Origin of the sequence: Gilliamella sp. B14448G11 (assembly GCF_016101765.1) — a bacterium.
Classification (GTDB): domain Bacteria; phylum Pseudomonadota; class Gammaproteobacteria; order Enterobacterales; family Orbaceae; genus Gilliamella; species Gilliamella apicola_N.
On record NZ_JACFPX010000017.1, the window covers coordinates 57,390 to 63,616 of the forward strand.

At 31.2% G+C, this 6,227-nt stretch carries 4 protein-coding genes; all 4 read right to left on the reverse strand.

The genetic code is table 11. The annotated features are described in order from the left end of the window. Positions 1–518: 518 nt before the first annotated feature. Complete coding sequence (locus H3S88_RS10720; RefSeq protein ID WP_198227995.1) at positions 519–1,640, reverse strand: T6SS immunity protein Tli4 family protein; 1,122 nt, start codon at positions 1,638–1,640, stop codon at positions 519–521. Continuing rightward, positions 1,637–2,704: a T6SS immunity protein Tli4 family protein gene (locus tag H3S88_RS10725; RefSeq protein ID WP_198227997.1), complete on the reverse strand. Its 1,068-nt coding sequence runs from the start codon at positions 2,702–2,704 to the stop codon at positions 1,637–1,639. The genes H3S88_RS10720 and H3S88_RS10725 overlap by 4 nt, the downstream gene beginning before the upstream one ends. Before the next feature lie 10 nt (positions 2,705–2,714). Continuing rightward, positions 2,715–5,174, reverse strand: coding sequence for a hypothetical protein (locus H3S88_RS10730; protein WP_198227999.1), 2,460 nt, complete (start codon positions 5,172–5,174; stop codon positions 2,715–2,717). Positions 5,175–5,184: 10 nt separating this feature from the next. Further along, positions 5,185–6,227: DUF2345 domain-containing protein (locus tag H3S88_RS10735; protein ID WP_198231963.1), on the reverse strand; the 1,043-nt coding region annotated here is incomplete at its 5' end.

Below are 6,227 nucleotides of genomic sequence, written 5' to 3' on the forward strand. Positions count from 1 at the left end.
TTATAAGTATTATTATGTTACTCTTTTAAAAATCTGTATAAACTATAGGTGGTTAAAAAATCTTTTATATTAATAAAGCTTTTTAATTTGCTGTTAAATGGGTATTTTTATAAACATTGTTACTCACATTAAGACAATTAGTGCTATCTTTTTTATTATAATAATCCCTGTTTTGAAAAATTCCTTTGTCAGAACACTTTTAATTGAATAATTCAAAACGTTTTATATTCTTTAAGTTATAACACTTTCAATTTATCGTTTTACTAGTTTACTAGATATATAATTTTCACTTAAAATCTTGATATAAACTTCTTATAAATTTCATTTAAAATTCTAATTAATATTGGTAGTTACATTTTAGCTTCTACTTTATAAGCTATTTTTAATCATAATGCATTAACTAATTTATAGTTTTAAGTATTCAGCTTTTGTAAATTGAAATACTATTTATTAAGAATACTTAATCTTTAAAAACCTCTATTTATAAATTCCAATAAACCTAAACATTAACTAAATCATCATTGCTCTGTTGCTCTTCGTTTAATTGAAGCTTCAATTTTTTTTGCTAGTTCATATATTTCATCTTTCGTCAGCGGAGTTTTGCCTTTGGATTCGCTCTGTTTGCCAATTACTGACATAATTAACCATGGGTGATTTTTTTTACTACTTTCTGTATTTCTTGAATCGTCATCAACCACACTATAATATCCATAATCAGATGGTGACTTATCCTGATATTTTATCTCAACCAATCCTGCTACGCCTTGCCGACCATCCATTCTAATTTTTTTATATTTTGGAAAACCCAATAATTTTATATTTTCTATATTGTAATTATTAATATCATAATTATTGTTCCAAAAGTCATTAAATTCATCTTTGGCATGATTATTCAATGAATTGGTAAATGAACGAGTATTTTCTGTAAAAGAAATTACTATATCGGGATGTTCATTTAAACGAAATGAGACTGTAAGATTAATAGGGGTACTTGAATCATCACCTGCCACAAAACTGTAAGGAAAGCATTTTCCCGCCATTTGCGGTACTTCAAATAAGTTGCGTGTTGAAAAACCATTTATAATTGCTTTAGCGTTTTGTTCATAAAAATCAAAATCTCTTTTTTTACCTTGATAATGTTCATCAGAATAGAAAGAATAAATTTTATTATTTTCAGCAAAAATTACACGAGAAGCGACTGTAGCATAAAAGCCAAAATTATCTTTTTTATTCCACAATTCTGCTAAAATTTCAGGGTTTTCTTTCTTAACTTTTTGAATAGAATTCTGCATCTTTTTTTTAACGTTAATAAATTCAGTATCAGTCCAATTCGCAGTAATTGACAAGTTATTATGATTATAATTGAAAGTTGATAAAATAGCCCACTTACCATCTGAAAAATATATTGGATATCTAGTTTTAGGTTTAAAATATTCATTGGTAGGATACAATGCAACCTCAATATTATCAGGTAGATCAATAGAATAAGATCCAATGCATTCGGTTTTAAATGTTAAATCATCTGCCTGCGTAATACTGCTGATAGTCATACAGGTTGTGAATAGTATAAATTTTGTTATATCACTTCTAATTAATTTCAAAGAAGCCAAATTTCCTAATCCTTTTAAATGATCAATCATTGCTCTGTTGCTCTTCGTTTAATTGAGGCTTCAATTTTTTTTGCTAGTTCATATATCTCATCTTTCGTCAGCGGAGTTTTGCCTTTGGATTCGCTCTGTTTGCCGATGACTGACATAATTAACCATGGGTAATTTTTTGAACTTTGTTTAACTACTGGATCATATTCGACAATACTATAGTAACCGTAATCAGACGGAGCGTTATCTTTATAACGTATTTCCACGAAGCTTGCTAATCCTTTTCGTCCATCCATCTTAATATCTCGATACTTAAAGGGAAACCCTAATAATTTGATATTTTTAATGTTATCATTATTAATATCATAATTCGTATTCCAAAACAGATTGATTTCATCTTTGCTGGTAAAACTCAATGAATTAGTAAATGACCAAGTACTCTCTGAAAATGAGATTACAATATCGGGATGTTCATTTAAGCGAAAAGAAACTGTCATATTAATTGGCATCGTTTTATCATTACCAGCAACAAAACCATAGGGTATACATTTTCCTGCTCCTTTAGGCACTTCAAACAGTTCTCGAGTTCTAAAATTATTGATAATGGATTCGGCATTTTGTTTGTAAAATGTAAAATCTTTTTCCTCACCTTGGTAACGTTCATTCGAATAGAATGTATAAATTCGTTCATTGGCTATTAAAGCTAGATTACTAGCATAATCACTATAATAACCAATTAATTTATTGTTATTATTTATATTTTTAATTTCATACTGACGTTTAGATTTCAATCGTTCATCATAATCGCTATTTAATTGATTAACAATGTTTTGTAGAATTTTTTTGTTAAATTTACCATCAGCAATATCTATATTATTATTATTATAATTAAACGTAGAAAGAATAGCCCATTTACCATCTAAAAAATAGTTTGGATAATCTGATCTAGGTTGTAAATAACGCTCAATCGGAAAAAGAGCGATTTCAATATTATCTGGAAGATCAATAGAATAAGATCCCATGCATTCGGTTTTAAATGTTAAATCAGCAGCCTGTGTAATACTGCTGATAGCCATACAACTTGTTAATAAAATAGCTTTTTTCATATTGTTATCCTTATGTTACTAACCGGATATGGTAAGGAATAGCATTATTTTCACCTTCAGTCCAGTGAATGGGCAACAGAGTAATGTTTCCTTTGATTTGTTGTAATTCAGTAAATTGATTAATAACGTAGTTTTGCCAAAAAACAGGATTAAAGGGCATTTTTAATTCTTTTTCAAAATAATACTTAATCTTTTGGTCTTCAAGCATTCTTTTCTTTTGACGTACTTCAGATTTAAGTTTAGGGTCTCCATTTGCCATTTCCATTGTTTTCTTGTATTTTTCCTTAACATAATTTTCTAATTTTTTATAATCTAAAGCTGGCCATATTGATGCAAAAGATCTTACTTTAACGTCTTTATCTTTTTCATAAAGATAATTTCTTACTATAAATGGAAAAATCGATTCATAAATATCAGCATTCGTTTTAGCTCTTGATTGAATGGCTTTTACACTACTAGCCAGTTCAGGTACTTCAATAGCTTGCTCTAAACCTTCACCATATAAACCTTGCCAAATTTGTTTACGCAATTGATAGGCAAAGGTTCTAACCGGTATATTTATGCCTCGCTCAGGACAAGTTACGATTTTTGTATCATTATCAACAATTAATGCGGCTAGTTCTGAATCTCGTCCGCCTAACAAACTACGGTCATTAATATTGGCACTCCCGACTAAAACATAAAGGTCATCAACTATAGTAAGTTTACTATGCACATAGATTTGCTCGGTCACGGTACGATCGCCTAATTGAGCCCAACTACGTAAGTTAAGCAAGGTTACATATTTACCGCACTCTTCAAGTGGAATAGTTTGATATTCATTGCCAATTTTATCGTAATAAACCGAACGCATTTTACCCCACTCTTTACGTGGTACTTCATCTTTAACCAGTTGCTGATAAACCCATAGATGTTTTCGAATCTGATTAAGTAAACTATTGCTTCCAAACGAAATAGTTTGCATAGTCTGGTGAATGGTTGCCATTATTGATCCTTCTTTTAATAATCCTTCTGGATGCACAGGCAAGGTAATATAAATGTGAAACGGTTCTGGTTGAAGAGCAAAAATAGCATGAGCAACTTTATCACTTAATTCTTTTACAATTTTATTTTTTGGTAATTCTTTCCCATTAAAAGATAAAATTCTTGTGATATTAGGTATAATCCCGCTTTCTGTTTTTGCCACCTTTGATAATCGTCCTAAACCTGCAAAAGGGCTACCATAATCAGAAATGAAAAATTGATTTTCAAGATAGATATACCGTTTTGCTTTCTTAATTAATTTAAGCATAACTTGGTAGATATCACTTTGAGGTTCGGAAACAGTTTCTAAATTTTCCTTAATATTTTTTTGTAGTTTTTTTCTATCAGACGCAAAAACGTTACTCTTTTCTTTTCCACGCATATTACTAGATGCACTTCTCAATATTTGAACACTTATATTTCCCTTATCTTCTAAAGCATCATACTCTTCTTGTGTTGGTAAAAATAAACGACGACTAATGCATTCAAAGCTAACTACATTATTACTGTCATTTATATGATTGTCCTTATATCTTGGTCGTGTTTCACCATTTGAATAATCAGCTTGATTCCATCGTAAAACAAAATTTGTTACCAGATCAAATACCGCTTTTCCTTCAATTTTAACTTGAATATCTTGCCATGGCATAATTGGTTGATTATCAGCTAATGAGCTATCTTGGCGTTGCAAACGTTTTTCAACAAAAACTTCATTCTGATATTTTTTATTATTTTTTAATGATTTTCTATTTTTAACTTTAAAAGATAAAGTTATTTCTTTTTTGGGTTCATCCATCGGCACTATACAAGGATTATAACGATTTGCCACTTTTCGTTTATCAGCATTAGGATCCAATTTATAACCATGACAGTAACGACCATAAGCCAAATCTATTCCTCCAACAAATGCTATCTTTTTATCGATAATGATACATTTTTGATGATGAGAAAAAAATTGTTTAGTTGCCAGACTATAGCCAGGCTCATCATTGCTCGAACTATGTATTCTGACAGCTATAGCTTCACGCCCTATATATTCATTAATATAATTTCTCAATACTATTTTAGCTTCATCATCATATGTTTCTACTGGTGAACAATCGTCCCAAGGTAAAATAAAAATTTTTAAATTTTCGTTACCTTGCGTCACTTCAAGTAATATATCAACAAGTCGTAAATCTGGAGTTAACATTGCATCCCAATTCACTTGCCAACCAGTAATATAGATCTCTTTTTCAGCACTTCTCATAGCAGTGAGTAAATCTTGAAAATATTCATAAGATTGCACATAACTCTTTACACTGTTGTTATGTATAGGTTCTGCAAAATTGTTTTTATTATTTTGCTTATTAATATCATAAAGCCAAATATCATCTGTTACAGTTGATGTGTATTCTTGCTCTTTATTTTTATCAAGTATTACTTGTGTTTTATTGTGTTCCTTCATTTATGTACCACTATTTTTTTATTGAATCAACCAACTGATTTTTCTTAATTAATGAGTCATTTTCTACAGCTTTTAAAAAACGATTTTGTTCTTTTATTGTGTTTAAATGATAACCCATCGCTCGAGCAGCCTGAATCTTGGCTTTTAAACTATTACTTTCCTCTAGATTCGAAAATTGCAATTGATAAGCTATATTGTTATTGACGATCCATAAATATCCAGGGCGTTTATTATATTGGACTAATATTAATTTTGACTCTTCAGCTGTTAACAATAATTCACCTGCTTGAGAGGTTTTTCCTTCACAAAGGATATCATCTGTCATTAGGGCATCATCTGAACTGTTGGCTGAAACAATCCTCCATGAGGTATTAGGATAATTTATTCCCATGCTACCAGGAATATCAGCTATTTTAAGATTTAATTGATATGGCAATTCTTTTGCAATTTCAACAACGCTTAATGGAAGATCTGTATTTGGTAAAAACAGTGATGCCGGTCCCATTTTTTGCATGGCATTACTTTTTATATAAACATTATCCGCCGTGCCCAGTTCAATCCCTGCACTGCTGATTTTGATGTATGAACCTCCGCACATTAACGTCAGCTCTTCACTTGCGGTGACCGTTAATTTTCCATCGACACTGTCTATTTTAATATCTTGCTTAGCAGCCATATTCAGGTTGGCATTTTGTGCCTGCACCTCAACATCACCCTGATTGGCAAAGACTTTCATTCCTGATTTATGAGCAAATAGACCGATTGATTCACCGGATGAGACGGTAATGTTTTTTAACGCATTAATGTCAGTTTGGTTTTCACTGGTCACCGATACACTGTTTGAAGTGGACAGTTGAATGTTTTCCGGACTGGTTAAAGCGATACCTTCTTGTGCATAAGCAATAATGCCACTTTGGGCTAATTGAGTTAATGTCGCTTTAAGTTGCTCCTGACTGTCGGTGTCCGCGCCATGAGCTTCAGAGGCAGTTGCTGCATTTTGCAATGCTTTGGCAATTGATAACGCATTTTCAAGCTGGGTAATGGCACCTTGCA